Source organism: Pseudomonas sp. Irchel 3E13 (assembly GCF_900187455.1).
Classification (GTDB): domain Bacteria; phylum Pseudomonadota; class Gammaproteobacteria; order Pseudomonadales; family Pseudomonadaceae; genus Aquipseudomonas.
This window is the reverse complement of sequence record NZ_FYDX01000001.1, coordinates 18,709-33,663: the sequence shown is the minus strand read 5'-3', so window position 1 is coordinate 33,663 and position 14,955 is coordinate 18,709. Positions and strand designations below refer to the sequence as shown.

The window sequence follows — 14,955 nt, the reverse complement described above, 5'->3', positions numbered from 1 at the left end:
CGCCAAAGTTTGTAGCGAACAAGGCAGTCTAGTTACCTTTGAATTAGTTATTTTGAACCGCCAAGTGCCGCCTCTATAGTGTGTTGCCATTAAATTTCAATAAGGAAGTTTCATGTTTCAACGCATTGTGCTGGCCTCGGTTTTAATTGCATTGACGGGTTGTACCAGCGCGCCACTCCCTTCCGTCCACACCAAGGATCCGGCCAGTTCGACCCTGCAAGGTGACCCGACCCGGCCGGCAGAGGCGAAGTGGTTGCGCACGGAGTTGTATTTCTCGCTGGGGCGAGTCGGGGGCGGAGCCCAGGAGGTCATCAGTCCCGCGCAGTGGCAGGCGTTTCTCGATACTGAAGTGACGCCGCGCTTTCCAGCGGGTTTCAGTGTTCTGGATGCCTATGGGCAATGGCGTGACCATGGCGCGAAGGAACCTGAGCGGCTGTTGACCAAGGTGATTGTGAAGTTGCATGAAGACAATGCGCAGAATGCCGAACGCATCGAGGCTATTCGCCTTGCATGGAAGCGCGTTACTGGCGATCTTTCTGTGCTGAAGGTGTCGCAGCCTGCGCAGATTTCATTCTGATTGAAGTTGCCGGATATTAGTCAATAGTTTTTCTGGGTTCTCAAGAGCGAGCGCCGCTTATGCGGCGCTTCGCGAGCAAGCTCGCTCCTACAAGGGGGTGTAATGCACCATGGCAAAAATGTAGGGGCGAGCTGCGCGGATACCCATTCTAGAAACCGTATGTCACCTTTGCGTAGTAATACGCGCCGTTGCTACCCAGCGGCGACAGTACGTCATGGGGCAAGTTTCCGCCGTAGTTGATGTCGTTGTTGGAACGCTCCGGATATTGGTCGGTAAGGTTGTTGGCACCCACGGTCACATCAAAGGTCGGGGTGAATTTGTATTGCACTTCCGCATCCAGTTGCCAGTCGGTGCCGTAAGTCTGCTGGGGCTGCGAGTCGCCGAAGTCGAACACTCGGGTGGTCTTGCCATGGCGGGTCAGGCGGCCGAGCAATCCCCAGTGCTGGCTGGCCCAGTTGGCCGAGAGGATGAAGCGGTCCTTGGGCGCGGCGTCGGTCAGCGTGTTGCGCTCCTCGACACCTACCAGCGCATCGTTGCCAATGCCCAGCGCGGTGAGTTGCGACGGGGTGCCCTTGGTTTTGACGACCTTGGTGTCGTTGTAGGTGTAGGCACTGGTGATGCCCAGTTCCCCCTCGAACAGCGGCTGGTGATAGTTGAGCACCAGTTCCGCGCCGTTGGTGCGGGTGTCGGCGGCGTTGGTGAAGAAGTTGACGTCGTGCACGCCCGCCACGCCAAACTGGTTGTTGATGAACTGTTCGAGGGCGTCGCTGCCGATGCGCTGGGACAAGGTGATGCGGTCTTTCACGGCGATATGGAAGATGTCCAGCGACGCATCGAAACGCTCGCTCAACTGCGCGGTCAGGCCCAGGCTGAAGTTCTTCGAGGTTTCCGGGACCAGCGCTTGAGCGCCCAATGCCTGGGCGATCGGATCATTGACCGAGAGCACCTGCACATCGGTGAGCGTGCCACCGTCGCCGAAGTTGCTGGTGGTGTGCTGGAAACCGACCTGCGCCAGCGACGGTGCGCGGAAGTTGTTCGACACCGCGCCGCGCAATGCCCAGTTTTCAGTGAGGCGATAGCGCCCGCTGAGCTTGCCGGTCAGTTTGCTGCCGGCATCGTCGTAGCGTTCCCAGCGCGTGGCGGCATCGACGAACAGGCGGTCGGTCAGGTCGGCGGAAAGCTCGGCATAGGTGCCGAACACATTGCGGTCCAGGTCGGCCTCTTCATCAGGACGCAGGCCGTTGGCGCCGTCCGCGCCGCTGCCGGTGTAGGACGCCGCGTCGCCCGCGGTGGTCAGGTAGTTCTCGTAGCGGTACTCGGCGCCCGCGGCGAAAACGAAGGGGCGGTTGGCGATGCGCAGTTCACGGCTGAAGTCGAAGTTGGCCGTGGTCTGGCGCAGCTCGTATTGGCCGGTGTCGAAGCGGGTGGGCGAGTCCGCGCCGAGGCTGACGTTTAGGGTGCGCCGCGCGGCTGAATCAAAGTGGTTGCGGCCGTGGGTGATGCTGCTGTCGAAGTCCCAGTCTTCACCGATCAGGCCTTTGATCCCCGCGGTGGCGGAGAGGTCCTTGTTGGTGCCGAGGGACTGGGGAAGGTAGCCGTTGGGGTAGAACTGCGGTTGCTCGTAGGGGTAGCGGTAGAACTGCGCGCCGGTGGTGTGGCGTTCGTTGAACGTACCGAAGGAATACGCCTTGGCCTCGCCGATCGGCAACGCACCGTTGAACCACAGGTTGACGTCCCGCGCCGACCCGTCGCCCTTGGCGTAGTTGATCTGGCCCGGCGTGTCGGCGAAGCCGTCGAAGCCGGCGCGCTCGGTCGGGTTGCGGTCCTTGTATTCGGCGCCGCCGCGAATGAAGCCGCCATCCTCGCCCAGGCGGGTGCCGATCTTGGCCGTGGTGATGGTGTTCTGGCCATCGGTGGTGGTTTTGTCGATGGCGTCCTGGTGGGTGTGGTAGGCGCCGAAGGTGCTGGAGACTTCACCGCCTTCTGGCGCGTCATCGAGAATGATGTTGATCACCCCGGCGATGGCGTCGGAGCCATATTGCGCGCCGGCGCCGTCGCGCAGCACTTCGATGCGCTTGATCGCGCTGATGGGAATGGAGTTGAAGTCGACCGGCGCGGTGCCGCGACCGGTTTTCGATGAATCGCTGACCAGCGCCGAGGTGTGACGGCGCTTGCCGTTGACCAGCACCAGCACCTGGTCGGGGCTCATGCCACGCAGTTGCGCGGCACGGATGTGGTCGGCACCGCCGGAGTTCGACTGGCGCGGCATGCTGAACGACGGCAGCAAGGTCTGCAGGGCCTGGCCCAGCTCGCCGTTGCTGGCACCGGTGGCCTTGAGGTCTTGTGCGGTCAGCACATCCACCGGCACCGGGGAATCGAGCACGGTACGCGCAGTGCCACGCGTACCGGTCACCAGCACGGTATCCAGCCGTTTCGTATCATCCACGGCCCCCGTGGATTCATCGGCCTGAACGTTCATTTGAGTCAATGCCGACACGACAGCGACAGCGAGCATTGAAAGGCGGTGATGCATGAAACAGCTCCTTGTATTAGTGCGAGGGCCGTCATGGCGCGCAACGTTAACGCTGTCGATAGCCGGACACGGTGTTGCACTTTGTATTATTGATTTGAACTTATGATTCGGCGGGGCTTTACAACAGTTACGCAACACCTGCGCAGGCACACGCAAAGGCAATCAGGTGTCGCGTAAAGTTGAGGATTAAAACGTTACCTAAATACGGGGTATATGCCAAAGAACGTTTTCCGCACTAATTAGAACCCGCAACTAATAATGACCGGCCTTCAACACATACTGTCGCGCAGGCAACAGTAGTGTCGGTGGTGCAACAGGACTTTCAAGTTGAACGTTGCAAGTTTGCGGGGTTTGGTTTGTTCGATAACGCGCTTATTAGTTGTCCTTGGGTATCCACGCCGGACGGGCAATATCCGCGGCATCGCCAAACGCCGGCAGTTTCTTTGCCAGGTCGCGCACGTTCTTTACATCCAGGTCCAATAGCTGCTGACGGGTAATCAATGTTGGCGGCACCAGCAGGCGTGGTCCGGGATTTTCACCGGCAATCAGCATGGCCAGGCTGCGCACGCTGACTGCGCCGGCCACCTGCGGATTGACGGCGGCGGTCGCGACCCAGGCACTGCCGGGCTCTTTCATGATCTGGATGTCGGCCGTGGAAATATCGGCGCTGTAGATTTTCACCTGCGACCCCAGTCCTGCTTCGTCCACGGCGATCTTCGCGCCTTTGGCGAACTCGTCGAAGGGGGCAAAAATCACGCTGATGTCCGGGTTGGCCCGCAGCACGGCGCTGGCCTGGTCGGCCACCGAGTTGGCAATCGGTGGGTTGAGCGTGCCGAAGCGGGCTTTTTCCACCACGCCGGGGTTGTCCTGTTTGACCTGGCGCCAGACCTCGTCGCGACGCTCCATCGGGGTGAAACCGCTGATATAGACGTAGCCGGCATTGAAGGTCGAGCCGTTGTCCGCGATGGCTTTGTCCAGCGCCAGGCGGGCCAGCGCATGGTGGTCCTGCTCGATCTGGGTGACCTTGGGATTGTTCAGGTCAACGTCGAACGCCACGACCTTGATGCCCTTGGCAATCGCCTTGTCGACCGCGTCGCCGAGGGTTTCGGGTAGCCCCAGCTGGACGATGATCCCATCGACTCCGAGATCGATCGCCTGCTCGATCAGTTCCCGTTGCCGCGAGGCTTGTTGCCGGGCATCAAACACCCGCAGCGTCACGCCCAGCGACGCCGCCTGTTTCTCGACGCCTTGCAGGTAGGCTTCAGGGAAATCCCCGGAAAACAGGTAGCCGACCAGCGCGATCTGCACCTTGCCCTCATTGAACGGCGCGGGGGCGCCCGGCAGCGCCGCAGCCTGGGCCTGCCAGGCCAGACCGAGCAAGCCCACGGTCAGGTAACGAACAGCGTCTTTGAACAAAGGGTGCATAGAGGGTCCTTGCGGGTAGATGAAATCCGGTTTCAGCGCGCCCGATGGGCCAGACCGAAGGTGAAGATCAGGGCCAGTACCAGGACCAGGCCCTTGACGAAGTCCTGTGCGTAATAAGGCGCGTTGAGCATGCTCAGGCCATTGAGCAGGGTGGCCACCAGCAAGGCGCCGGCCAGGGTGCCGAAGGCGTTGGGCTTTTTCGCGCCGAGCACGGCAAAGCCGATCAGCGCGGCGCCCAGGGCGTCGAGCACCAGGCCGTTGCCGGAACTGACATCACCGCGTCCGAGGCGGGCGGCCAGCAACAGTCCGCCTGCGGACGCCAGCAGTGCCGACAGCACGTAGGCCAGCAGTTTGTAGCGCTGCACCGGCGCGCCGGCCAGGCGCGCGGCCTGTTCGTTGCCGCCGATGGCGTAGAACAGCCGCCCGATCCGCGTGCGCTCCAGAAACAGCCAGACGGCAAGCGCCACCAGCGCGGTGATCAGTACCGGAATCGGCACGGTGTCCCACAGCCGGCCGCGGCCGATGGCGAGAAACAGCGCGCTGAATTCACCCTCGGTTTCGCGGCCATTGGGCAGGGTCATGCCCACGGCGATCGAGCGTCCGCCGGTAGGGATCAACTGCACGCCGATAATCAGGAACATGCTGCCCAAGGTCGCCAGGATGTCGGGGATGCGCAGTTTGACGATCAACCAGCCGTTCAGCAGACCGACCAAGGCGCCGCCCGCGAGGCTGATGACGATGGCAGACAGCGCGTCCCACTCCAGCACCACCATCACATAGCTGGCGATCATCAGGCTCATGGCGGCAACGGCTCCGATGGACAAGTCCAGGCCGCCGACGGCCATGGTCAAGGTCACGCCGAGGGCCAGCAAGGCGACGATCGACACCGACTGCAGGATCAGGAACAGGTTGTTCACCCGCATGAACGCGGGCTCGGCGACGCTGAACACGATGACGATCACCGCCAGCACCAGCAGCAGGCCGTAGCGGATCAGTATGTCCAGCCAGCGTTGGAAGGGTGCCGACACGGTGGGCGACGGGGAAAGCGAATCAGACACTCGCGGTACTCCTTGGCGATGTAGGGGATGCAACAACCGGCGGTGCTTCAACGTCGTTGCGGGCCAACTGCGCCACCAGCGCCGCGCGCGACAGCTCGGCGCGGGGGTACTGCGCGACCACGGCAAAGTTGCGCACCACCAGAATGTGGTCGGCGATGTCCAGGGCTTCGTCGATATCGGCGCAGATCACCAGCGTCGCGCGGCCTTCGGCGCTTTCACGCAACAGTTGGCCGATATCGCGGCGGGCGCGGACATCGACGCCCTGGAAGGGCTCGTCGAGGATCAGCACGCGGGCGCCGCCCAGCAGCCAGCGACCGAGGATGACCTTCTGCTGATTGCCGCCGGACAGCGCCTCCATCGGCAGGTCGATGCCAGCGGTCTTGATTCCCAGCGCCGTCACGTGCTCCTCGACCGATGCGGCTTCGGCGCGGGCGTTGATAAATCCGGCGCGGGTGAAGCGCTCCAGGAATGGCAGGGTGAGGGTCTTGCGCACTGAAAACCCGGGGACCAGCGAGCCGTTCGCCCGGTCTTCTGCGGCGTAGAACACCCCGCAACGAACCGCTTGGCGTGGCGACTCCGGGTTCCAGGCGACACCGTCCAGATGCAGCGTGCCGCTCGCCGGGCGGCGCAGGCCGAACAGCAGCTCGGCGATTTCGCTTTTGCCCGCGCCGAGCAGCCCGGTGATGGCAACCACCTGATGTTCATGCAGGGTCAGATCAAAGGGCGCGGTGTGCGCCGCAACGCGGGCGCCGCGCAGGCTCAGCACCTCGCGGCCCGGTGCCCTTGGAACGAAGGGGCGGGTTTCGATTGCTTCGCCTAGCATGGCCTGAATCGCGTCAGGTAGTTGCGCTGCGGCGAACTCGCCGGCGAGCCGGCCGTCGCGCAGGACCACCAGCCGTTGCGCAACACGCTGCAAGTCGGACAGCCGATGGGAGATGTACAGAATCGCCACGCCGCGTTCGCGCAGCCGGTCGATCAGGGCAAACAGGCGCTGCGCTTCGGTGTCGGAGAGCGCCGCGGTGGGTTCGTCGAGAATCAATAATCGTGGCTGCAAGGCGAGGGCCCTGGCCAGGATCACAAGCTGGCGTTCGGCCTGGCCGAGATGCTCGATGGGCGCGTGCAACGGCAGGTCCAGCTCCAGCCCGGCGGCGATAACAGCGGCCCGCGCGGCCAGGCGCTTGCGGCTGACCCACCAGCGCGCCTGCGGCAGGCACAGTTCGTCCAGCACCAGGTTTTCCGCGACGCTCAAGCCCGGGGCAATACCGTCATTGACGTGCTGGTGCACCGCAACGATCCCCACCCTGCGGGCAGCGAGCGGCGAGGCAAAGCGCTGCAAGCGGCCCTGCACCCAGAGTTCGCCGGCGTCATGGGGCTGGCTGCCGGCGAGAATCTTGACCAGGGTGGATTTGCCGGCGCCATTGGCGCCCAGTAACGCGACAACTTCGCCAGGAAGAATCTGTAGATCAACCTGATCAAGCGCGTGGTTTGCCGCAAAGGTTTTACTCAGGCCACGTACCCGGACAAGCGGTTCGGGTAGCGCGGCCATTGGAAGTGTCATGCTGGAATTCCGGGGTAACGGGTGGGTTAGTTCGCGACTACAAAAGTTGACTCCGGGATTAAATTCACTAACGCAAACAAAATCAACTAACCTGATCGCATAGAAAAAGTTTTTTAGTTATAAGCCATCCGCAACTTAAATTTCACTGTTCAGGGGCCAACACTTGAGCAACAAAGTGTTGGTGCAACGACAGGCCTGTAGGGTCGAGCAGTGCGCTAGTGCCTCAATCCGGGCGTAATGATTTATTGTCCGGGAGTGTTTTTAAAGAAATAGCTTTCCTTGTTTATAGCGTAAGCGCTGGTCTACTAGTGGGCACATGTTTTTCCGGCGTGGCATGTTGATTGCAATCTGCTTTGTGAAGCGATAACGGTGATTTCAAAATAAAGTTGATCGTGATTCCGATTTTTTCAAATACATCATCGAACTGTCCCTCTCCCAGTAGTAACCGCTGAACTTTGTGGTTGCGCAGCATCATTCGCTGTATTGCATTGAGTCGCCAGTGAGGGCGGCTTGGCACATGAACCCACCAGGAAAAAACAATGAGTTCGACACTTTCTCCCGACCCGACCTACGCAGATTTGCATCAGCGCTTTGCCGACGTGTTCGCCCGCATTGCCGACACCGCCGTTGCCCGCGAGCAGCAGCGTGAACTCGCCTTTGAGCCGGTCAAGTGGTTGCGTGAAGCCCGTTTCGGCGCCCTGCGGGTACCGGTCGCACAAGGCGGACTGGGTGCGACCCTGCCGCAGCTTTTTCGCCTGTTGATTCAACTCGCAGAAGCGGACTCCAACCTGCCGCAGATCTTCCGGGCGCATTTCGGTTTCGTGGAGGGGCGGTTGTCCAGCCGTGACCCGGCATCGCAGGACTATTGGTTGTCCAAGGTGGCCGATGGTCAGCTCTGGGGCGCTGCCATGGCTGAGCGCAGCAGCACCACCGGCAATTCGGTTGCGCTCAGCCCTGTCAGTGCGGGATCGGCAACGGCCGGCTGGCAACTGGATGGCGAGAAGTATTACTGCACGGGAACCCTGTACGCGGACTGGATCGCCGCCGTCGCGCTGGAGGGCGAGGACTTTGTCAGCGTCGCGGTGCCGACCGATGCCCAAGGTGTATCGGTAGTGGATGACTGGGACGGTTTCGGCCAGCGCCTCACCGGCAGCGGCACCACGCGGTTTGCCGCGGTAGCGGTGCCGGAACAGCACATCATCCGCCGCTTCAAGAAAGACGAGGTTCGCGCCGAGTCGTACCTCACCGCGTTCTATCAGTTGTTCCACCTTGCAGCCCTGGCCGGGATCGCCAATGCGGTGCTGCGCGATGCCACCGAGTTCGTCAAGGGCCGCACCCGAGCGTTCGGCTTCCCGGGACATGCCAGCCCCAAGGACGATCCGCTGGTGCAGCGGGTTATCGGGCGTCTTTCAAGCCTGGCCTATTCGGCCGAAACCCAGGTGCTGGCAGTCGCCGGGATTGTCCAGGAGGTGTACGAGGCGGAGCAGGGCGGTTACGCCGAGGAACACCATTACACCGAAGCGGAAGTTCGCACCTTCCAGGTTCAGCAGATCATTCTGGGGCAGGTGCTGGAAGCCACGACCTTGCTGTTCGAAGTCGGCGGTGCTTCCGCCACCAGTGAAACCCGGCGTTTCGACCGTCACTGGCGCAATGCCCGCACGCTGGCCTCGCATAACCCGGCGATCTACCGCGAGCGGGTGCTGGGCAACTACTACCTGAATGGCGTCACCCCGGATGCCGCCTGGCTTGCCCAGCAAGCCGCCGATACTACCGGCGCCCGCGACGAGGCGAGCGCGGTATGAGTAGCGCAAACCGGGGCAACCAACGTAGTGGCCAGATGAGCCTGGGCATGAACATGCTGGGTTTCGGCGCGCACCTGGGCGCCTGGCGTAAAGCCGAACTCGCCGCCACGGCTCACCTGGATATCGAGCATTACCAGCACATCGCGCGGCTGTCCGAGCGTGGCTGTCTCGACGCGGTGTTTCTCGCCGACTGGTCAGCCCTGGCGGGCGACGTGTCCAACCAGCCGGTCGGCCACCTGGACCCGGCCATCGTGCTGACCGCGGTCGCCGCGGCCACCCAGCGTATTGGCGTGATCGCCACGGCCTCGACCACCTACAACGAGCCGTACAACATCGCGCGGCGTTTTGCGTCGCTGGATCATGTCAGCCGCGGCCGGGCAGCATGGAACGCGGTGACCAACGCCAGCGACGATGCCGCGCAGAACTTCGGCCTGGGCGGCGCGCCGCTGCACGTCGACCGTTATGCGCGGGCCGACGAATTCATCGACGTCACCCTGAAGCTGTGGGATAGCTGGGAAGACGACGCGATCATCGGCGATGCCCGCACCGGGCAATTCGCCGACCCGCGAAAGGTCCGTGCCATTGATTTCGTCGGTCAGCATTTCTCGGTCAAAGGGCCGCTGAACGTGCCGCGCTCGGCCCAGGGCCGTCCGGTGCTGGTGCAGGCGGGCTCGTCGGAGGGCGGCAAGGCCCTCGGTTCACGCTATGCCGATGCGATCTTCACCACCCAGACGACACTCGACGCCGGCCAGCAGTTTTACCGGGAAATGAAGGAGCGGGCGGTGCGTTGGGGGCGCAACCCCGAGCACCTGAAGATCATGCCGGGGCTGTCCACCGTGATCGGCAGCACCGAAGCCGAGGCCCAGGCACGTTTCGACGACCTTAATGCCTGGCATGGCGAGCACGGCTTGCTCGATCTGGTGGCGGGTCGGTTCGGCATCCCGGCCAGCGAACTCGACCCGGATGCGCCGCTGCCGTGGGACCGCATCGGTGCGGTGGCGGACTTCGAGCGCGGCTCGCAAGGCTTCCTCGAAGCGCAACTGAACCTGGCCCGCCGGGAGAACCTCAGCGTTCGCCAGCTTTCCCGGCGCATCCTGGTGGGCCATCGCCTGGTGGTCGGCACGCCCGAGCAGGTGGCCGATACGCTCGCCGAGTGGTTCCTGGCCCATGCCGCCGATGGCTTCAACATCATGCCGGACATGTTCCCGTCCGGTGTCGAGGCGTTTGTCGATGAGGTCGTGCCGCTGCTGCGCAAGCGCGGGCTGTTCCGTCATGAATACACCGGCAGCACGTTGCGCGAGCACCTTGGCCTGCCGTTCCCCGTCAACCAGTACCGCCCGCGCTCCTGAGCACCGGCGACAAGGATTCAGCATGCGTTATCGCCAATTGGGCCGCAGCGGCATCGACGTGAGTGTTCTCGGGCTGGGCACCTTGACCTGGGGGCATCAGAACAGCGAACACGACGCGCACCAGCAAATCGACCTGGCGCTCGCCGAAGGCATCAACCTGATCGACACCGCCGAGATGTACCCGACGCCGACCAGCGCCGAGACCTGGCGCACCACCGAGCGTTACATTGGCAACTGGCTGGCCGCCAGCGGACGTCGCGCCGAGGTGGTGTTGGCCAGCAAAGTCAGCGGCCCGTCCGGTGGGCTTCAGACCCAGCAACATATCCGCGGCGGCTTGAGCCGGCATGACCGGCGCAACATCGTCGAAGCCCTGGACGGCAGCCTTGAGCGCTTGCGCACGGATTATCTGGATGTGTACCAGTTGCATTGGCCCGACCGTAAAACCACCACCTTCGGCCAGCGCGAGTACGTGTACCAGGGCGATGCCGAGAGTATTGCCATCGAAGAAACCCTCAGTGTGCTGGCAGAGCAGGTCCGCGCCGGCAAGGTTCGGCACATCGGTGTCTCCAACGAAACACCGTGGGGCGTCGCCGAGTTCCTCAAGCAGAGCGAGCGGCTGGGGCTGCCGCGTATCGTCAGCGTGCAGAACCCCTACAGCCTGCTCAACCGACTGTTCGAGGGTGGTTTGTCGGAGTTCAGTGACCGTGAAGGCGTAAGCCTGCTGGCGTATTCGCCGCTGGCCTTCGGTGCGTTGACCGGCAAATACCTCAATGGCGCTCGCCCCGAAGGCTCGCGGCTTTCGTCGGTGTATCGGGCGTTCAACCGTTATGACAGCCCCTCCGCGCAGGAGGCCATTGCCGCGTATGTGGACATCGCCCGGCAGCACGGGCTGACGCCGGCGCAACTGGCGCTGGCCTTTGTCATCGACAAGCCCTTCGTCGCCAGCGCGCTGACCGGGCAAACCAGCCTGGCCCAGCTCCGGGAGAACCTCGGCGCGCTGGATGTCAGCCTGAGTGACGAGATAAAGGCGCAGGTCCAGGCGATTCATCAGCGAATTCCCAATCCCGCGCCGTGAACGCGCGCCCCCACTTTTTACGCGAGACCTTGAACAAGGAACTGTCATGAACAGCGTGTCCGCCGTACCTCAGACCGTCACCCTGGAGCAGCTCAACGCCCGTATCGATCAACTGCTGCCCGTGATCGGCGCCGGTGCTTCGCAGCGTGAACGCGACCGGCAACTGCCTTACGAGGCCGTGGCCCAGCTCGCCAAGGCCGGTCTGTTTACCGCACGTATTCCGGCCAGCCACGGTGGTGCCGGCGCATCGGTGAAGGACGTGATCGCCTTGCTGATCCGCATCGCCTCGGTCGACTCCAACGTGGCGCAGGCGCTGCGGCCCGGCTTCGGCTTCCTCGAAGGCCTGCTGGCGTCAAACGCCGACGGCGCCGAGGCCGAGCGCGAGCGCTGGTTCGCCCGCTATCTGCAAGGCGCCGTGATCGGTAATGCTGGCTGGGAAGTGGGCGGCGCCAGCGGCACGATCAGCGCCAGGATCGTTGCCGAAGGCGACCACTACCGAGCGACCGGCAGCAAGTTCTACAGCACCGGCGCGCTGTATGCCGACTGGGTCAGTGCGATGGCACTGGATGACAATGAACAGCCGGTGACCTTCATCATTCCCAGCGACCGCCAGGGCCTGGAACTGCTCGACGACTTCGATGCGATGGGGCAGCGCCTGACGGCAAGCGGCACCACGCACCTGCACGAGGTGGTGGTCCATCGCGACGAGATCTGCACGCGGATCGTCGAAGAAGGCAAGCGAACGATCGTCACGCCGTTCCTGCAATTGTTCCTGGCCGCGGTCCAGGCGGGTATTGCGCGCAATGCGCTGAATGACGCGGTGAGTTTCACCAACCAGCACGCGCGGCCGATCAAACACAGCACGGCCAGCCGCTCGGTGGACGATCCGTATGTGCAGTTCAGTGTGGGAGAAGTGTCGGCCCGCGCATTTACTGCCGAGGCGGTGGTCCTGCGGGCGGCTGAAACGATCGACCGGGCGTGGGCCAGCGGGCTGGATACGCGGGTGGTGGATCAGGCTGCCGTGGATGTTGCCCAGGCACAATACATTGCTGCCGAGTCGGCATTGAAAGCCGCGGAGTTGATCTTTGATGTGGGCGGCGCGTCCACCACAGGACGGACGCACAACCTCGACCGGCATTGGCGCAACGCCCGTACCGTCGCCAACCACAACCCACGGCAATGGAAAGCGGCCGTGGTGGGCGCCTGGCAATTGAGCGGGACGCCACCGCCGACGTCCGGGCTGTTCTGAAGGGCCATCGACCCAGGGCGCCGCCGGCAGGGGATCTTATTGCTGGCGGACCGCCCGTTTTACTGGTAGGAAGTCCCACCCTCACCAATCGTTGTTTAAAGCATGAATCGTCCGCTGTTTGTCTCTCTCGATGGCCCCAAGGGCACCGGAAAAACCACACTGCTGGAGGCCGTCACGAAAGTATTGAGGGCCGACAACAAGAAGGTGATCCGGCTGTGCGAGAAGAAAAGCGACCCCTACCGGGGCGAGACAATGGCACTCGTTAACCAGCTCGTCAGAAATCCCGATCGCGATCTGGAGTTAAAAGTTTGCGAGCGCTTTGCCGATAGCCGGGCCTGGATTTCCCGACATGTCCTGCCTGAGCAACCGCGGGACAGCATCATCCTGATGGATCGCTGGTATCCGTCTGATGCGGCGTTTCGCCGGCTGGTCCCGTTTGCGGACATCCTCCAGTTGAACCTCGATCGAAATGTGCAGGTGCCAGACCTGCATGTCGGGGTTGTCACCGCCCCGGACGTTTCATGGGCCAGGGCCGCGGCACGATCGCGCGGGCTGGGCAGTACGTTGATCCACAAGCTGGAAGAACATATCGCCTGTACCCAGGCCTTCGAACGCGCAGTTGCGGATCACGGTTGGGTGCTGTGCCGTAATGAAGGCACCGTCGAAGAGGCAACGATGCAGGTGGTTGCCGAGATCCAGGGTGTACTGATCAATCAACTACGTTGACCGGCGTTGGAAGCTGGGCGAACGCTGACTGTTGGTACAACTGCGTGAACTGGCCACATTCCATTGCTTTGGCGAACAGCCAGCCTTGGGCGTATTTGACATGGTTCGCCCGCAGGTAATCGAGTTGCTCCAGCGTTTCCACGCCTTCGGCGACCAATGTCAGTTGCAACGCCAGCCCCATGTCGATGACATGGGAAACCAGGTTGGCCTTGACGTCCTGCTTGCCGATCTTGTCGACGAATGACCGGTCGATCTTCAGCACATCCAGGGACAGCCGTTGCAGGTACTGCAAGCTTGAGTAGCCCGTCCCGAAGTCATCCAGCGCCACCACGAAGCCCGCCTGCCGGGCATGCTCGATGGTCTTCTTGGCGGAGTCGGGGTCGATAAAGCTGCGCTCTGTCACTTCCAGCCAGATCTGCCCGGGAAGCACATTGGCGCGGGCGATTTCCCGCTGGAGGAGCGGCAGGAAGCGCCCGGAACACACATCCGCCGCCGCGAGGTTTATCGCGATATGCAGCGAGCGGTCGGCAACCAGCAGCGCGCCGAGGTCGTTGAGGATGCTTTCAATGACCTGGTCGGTGATGGGCAGGATGAGCCCGCTGCTTTCGGCAAGGGGAATGAACAGGTCCGGCGGGACCATATCGCCGTTGGGCTTGCGCCACCGGATCAACGCTTCGGCGCCGATACAGCGTTGGCTGTCGAGTTCGATGATGGGTTGGTAGTAAACGATGAATTCACGCCGGCGCACCGCGCGCTCCAGCGCAGCAAGGGGAGACAGCGTGCGCCGCCAGGCGCGCAGGACCAGCGTCAGCAGCCAGGCCGCAACGATGGCCCCGAGCGGCAGAAGATACAACTGGTGTTCCCACAGGCTGGCCAGCAGGTGCTGGCGGGGAATCGCGGCGACAACGGTAAAGTTGCGCTGGGGCACGAGGGTGTAGAGAAAACCATCCTTGAGCCCGTGGGTCGGCCCCGCGTGGACCAGCGCCAGAAAATGCGCGGTATTGGGATGGGTCGGCCCCAGCACGCGGCCTTGTTTGGTGCCTACGGCCACCCGGATCCCTTCGTCGAGCGCCACTTCGCGGAATTGCTCGGGGTCGACCAGCACATTGAACGCGGCGTACTGCAAGGCCAGCATCGGCTTGACCAGGTCGCTGTCGGACTGCACATCGATGGAAACCTTCACCCCGTCATCGGTGGTGAAATCTTCGGGCCAGGCTTTCGATTTGGGCCGTGTCGCGCCCCATGACGTACACGCGAAGACATCTTCCTCGTAGCCCACGGACTCCACGGAAAAGGTGTTCATCGCCACCATGCGCATCTGGTCGATGCCCTCGGGGGAGCACGGCGGCAGGTCGGTGAGGGCGATGCTCTTGAGGGCTTGCGAGGCCTGCTCGAAGGTGGTGTTCGCCCGTTCCGAGGCGATCTGGGCGAGGGTGGTGAGCCGGGTCTGGGCCGAATGAATGGTCAAGAACCAACCGACGGCTCCGCTGAGCGCAAAGGGAACAACGACTGCCAGAAAACTCAGGAACAGACCACGTCGCATGATTGTGGAGCGTTTCATTTCACCCGCCTTGGGGAGCTGACCTGGACACCCAGGCCCAAT

Annotated in this window: 11 protein-coding genes; 6 read left to right on the top strand and 5 right to left on the bottom strand. The window is 62.7% G+C overall.

Annotated features, from left to right (window positions below; translation table 11 throughout):
- Positions 1–112 precede the first annotated feature (112 nt).
- Positions 113–577 (top strand): DUF3574 domain-containing protein, encoded by a 465-nt coding sequence (locus CKW37_RS00150; RefSeq protein WP_095153410.1) that lies wholly within the window; start codon positions 113–115, stop codon positions 575–577.
- Positions 578–725: 148 nt separating this feature from the next.
- Here the strand turns inward: CKW37_RS00150 and CKW37_RS00145 are convergent, their stop codons facing one another.
- The 4 genes from CKW37_RS00145 to CKW37_RS00130 form a co-directional block, all read right to left on the bottom strand.
- On the bottom strand, positions 726–3,110 hold the full coding sequence (locus tag CKW37_RS00145; protein WP_095153409.1) for a TonB-dependent siderophore receptor: 2,385 nt from the start codon (positions 3,108–3,110) through the stop codon (positions 726–728).
- A 375-nt stretch (positions 3,111–3,485) separates the two neighbouring features.
- Positions 3,486–4,535, bottom strand: coding sequence for a substrate-binding domain-containing protein (locus tag CKW37_RS00140; protein ID WP_095153408.1), 1,050 nt, complete (start codon positions 4,533–4,535; stop codon positions 3,486–3,488).
- 32 nt (positions 4,536–4,567) lie between these two features.
- The gene (locus CKW37_RS00135; RefSeq protein ID WP_095153407.1) at positions 4,568–5,593 is read right to left on the bottom strand and encodes an ABC transporter permease; all 1,026 of its coding nucleotides are present in this window, start codon (positions 5,591–5,593) and stop codon (positions 4,568–4,570) included.
- The gene (locus CKW37_RS00130; protein WP_095153406.1) at positions 5,586–7,151 is read right to left on the bottom strand and encodes a sugar ABC transporter ATP-binding protein; all 1,566 of its coding nucleotides are present in this window, start codon (positions 7,149–7,151) and stop codon (positions 5,586–5,588) included. The genes CKW37_RS00135 and CKW37_RS00130 overlap by 8 nt, the downstream gene beginning before the upstream one ends.
- Positions 7,152–7,690: 539 nt before the next feature.
- On the opposite strand from CKW37_RS00130, the gene CKW37_RS00125 reads away from it, so the two are divergent.
- The 5 genes from CKW37_RS00125 to CKW37_RS00105 all read left to right on the top strand — a co-directional run bounded on the left by CKW37_RS00125 (position 7,691) and on the right by CKW37_RS00105 (position 13,352).
- Positions 7,691–8,953, top strand: coding sequence for an acyl-CoA dehydrogenase (locus tag CKW37_RS00125; RefSeq protein WP_095153405.1), 1,263 nt, complete (start codon positions 7,691–7,693; stop codon positions 8,951–8,953).
- Positions 8,950–10,302, top strand: coding sequence for an LLM class flavin-dependent oxidoreductase (locus CKW37_RS00120; protein ID WP_095153404.1), 1,353 nt, complete (start codon positions 8,950–8,952; stop codon positions 10,300–10,302). The genes CKW37_RS00125 and CKW37_RS00120 overlap by 4 nt, the downstream gene beginning before the upstream one ends.
- 22 nt (positions 10,303–10,324) lie before the next feature.
- Positions 10,325–11,377, top strand: a complete 1,053-nt coding sequence (locus CKW37_RS00115) for an NADP(H)-dependent aldo-keto reductase (RefSeq protein WP_095153403.1) — start codon at positions 10,325–10,327, stop codon at positions 11,375–11,377.
- A 46-nt stretch (positions 11,378–11,423) separates the two neighbouring features.
- Entirely contained in the window at positions 11,424–12,626 is a 1,203-nt protein-coding gene (locus CKW37_RS00110) for an acyl-CoA dehydrogenase family protein (protein ID WP_095153402.1), read from the top strand.
- A 102-nt stretch (positions 12,627–12,728) separates the two neighbouring features.
- The gene (locus tag CKW37_RS00105) at positions 12,729–13,352 is read left to right on the top strand and encodes a dTMP kinase (RefSeq protein ID WP_095153401.1); all 624 of its coding nucleotides are present in this window, start codon (positions 12,729–12,731) and stop codon (positions 13,350–13,352) included.
- Here CKW37_RS00105 and CKW37_RS00100 read toward each other — a convergent pair.
- Entirely contained in the window at positions 13,336–14,820 is a 1,485-nt protein-coding gene (locus CKW37_RS00100; protein ID WP_256587652.1) for an EAL domain-containing protein, read from the bottom strand. The genes CKW37_RS00105 and CKW37_RS00100 overlap by 17 nt on opposite strands.
- Between the last annotated feature and the right edge of the window lie 135 nt (positions 14,821–14,955).

What these genes read in the sequence shown, in the direction of transcription:
- CKW37_RS00130 (WP_095153406.1), bottom strand. Translation starts at nt 7,151, where the DNA reads ATGACACTTCCAATGGCCGCGCTACCCGAACCGCTTGTCCGGGTACGT.
- CKW37_RS00105 (WP_095153401.1), top strand. Translation starts at nt 12,729, where the DNA reads ATGAATCGTCCGCTGTTTGTCTCTCTCGATGGCCCCAAGGGCACCGGA.
- CKW37_RS00120 (WP_095153404.1), top strand. Translation starts at nt 8,950, where the DNA reads ATGAGTAGCGCAAACCGGGGCAACCAACGTAGTGGCCAGATGAGCCTG.
- CKW37_RS00115 (WP_095153403.1), top strand. Translation starts at nt 10,325, where the DNA reads ATGCGTTATCGCCAATTGGGCCGCAGCGGCATCGACGTGAGTGTTCTC.
- CKW37_RS00110 (WP_095153402.1), top strand. Translation starts at nt 11,424, where the DNA reads ATGAACAGCGTGTCCGCCGTACCTCAGACCGTCACCCTGGAGCAGCTC.
- CKW37_RS00150 (WP_095153410.1), top strand. Translation starts at nt 113, where the DNA reads ATGTTTCAACGCATTGTGCTGGCCTCGGTTTTAATTGCATTGACGGGT.
- CKW37_RS00140 (WP_095153408.1), bottom strand. Translation starts at nt 4,535, where the DNA reads ATGCACCCTTTGTTCAAAGACGCTGTTCGTTACCTGACCGTGGGCTTG.
- CKW37_RS00145 (WP_095153409.1), bottom strand. Translation starts at nt 3,110, where the DNA reads ATGCATCACCGCCTTTCAATGCTCGCTGTCGCTGTCGTGTCGGCATTG.
- CKW37_RS00125 (WP_095153405.1), top strand. Translation starts at nt 7,691, where the DNA reads ATGAGTTCGACACTTTCTCCCGACCCGACCTACGCAGATTTGCATCAG.